Annotated in this window: 1 protein-coding gene; it reads right to left on the bottom strand. The window is 62.0% G+C overall.

Features of this window, described 5'->3' with window-relative positions; genetic code table 11:
* Positions 1-1,054: condensation domain-containing protein (locus ACF1AK_RS36355; protein ID WP_391503083.1), on the bottom strand; the 1,054-nt coding region annotated here is incomplete at both ends.

Raw genomic sequence — 1,054 nt, 5'->3', positions numbered from 1 at the left:
ACCGGAGTACCGATCGCAATATCGGACGTCCCCGACAACCGCGACAACAACACCGCCAACGCCGCATGCACCACCATGAACAACGACGAATTCGACTCACGAGCAACATCATTCAAACCAGCATGCACATCCGCACCCACCACGAACGAATGATCCGCCCCACGATTGGACGCCACCACAGGCCGCGGACGATCAGCCGGCAAATCCAACTGATCCGGCAACCCCGCCAACGCCGACTCCCAGAACCCGACCTGACGCGAAATCAACGACCCCGCATCATCCTCGGACCCCAACACCTCACGCTGCCACAACGCGTAATCCGCATACTGCACCGCCAACGGCGCCCACCCCGGCACCTCACCCCGAGAACGAGCCTCGTACGCCACCATCACATCACGCGTCAACGGCCCCATCGACACACCATCACCACTGATGTGATGAACCACCAACGCCAACACGAACTCCGACTCCGACACCGCGAACAACCGCGCCCGAACCGGAACCTCCACCGCCACATCGAAACCAGCCGACAAGAACTCCGTCACCGCACCAACGACATCGGACTCCGACACCACAACCGGCGACACATCCAACCGCACCCGATCCGCAGACAACACCTCCTGGAACCCGACACCGTCGACCTCCGGATACACCGTCCGCAAAATCTCATGCCGCACAACAACATCCGACACAGCAGCCTGCAGAGCCGCCACATCCAACAACCCCGACAACCGAATCGCCACCGGAATATTGTTCGCCGACGACAACGTATCGAAACGGTTCAAGAACCACATCCGCTGCTGCGCCAACGACAACGGCACCCGCTCCGGACGCACCCGAGCCGTCAACGCCGCCCGCGCACCCGAACCGATCTCCGACTCCACCCGCGCAGCCAACAACTCCACCGACGACGCCTCGAACAACACCCGCACCGGAACCTGCGCATCGAGCGCCTGCCCCAACCGAGCCGCCACCCGAGTCGCAATCAACGAATTACCACCCAGCGCAAAGAAATCGTCATCCAACCCGACGCGCTCGACACCCAACACCTCGG

Source organism: Kitasatospora sp. NPDC015120, from assembly GCF_043080305.1.
Lineage (GTDB): Bacteria > Actinomycetota > Actinomycetes > Streptomycetales > Streptomycetaceae > Kitasatospora.
The sequence above is the reverse complement of the archived record's forward strand: the minus strand, read 5'-3'. Positions and strand labels throughout refer to the sequence as shown.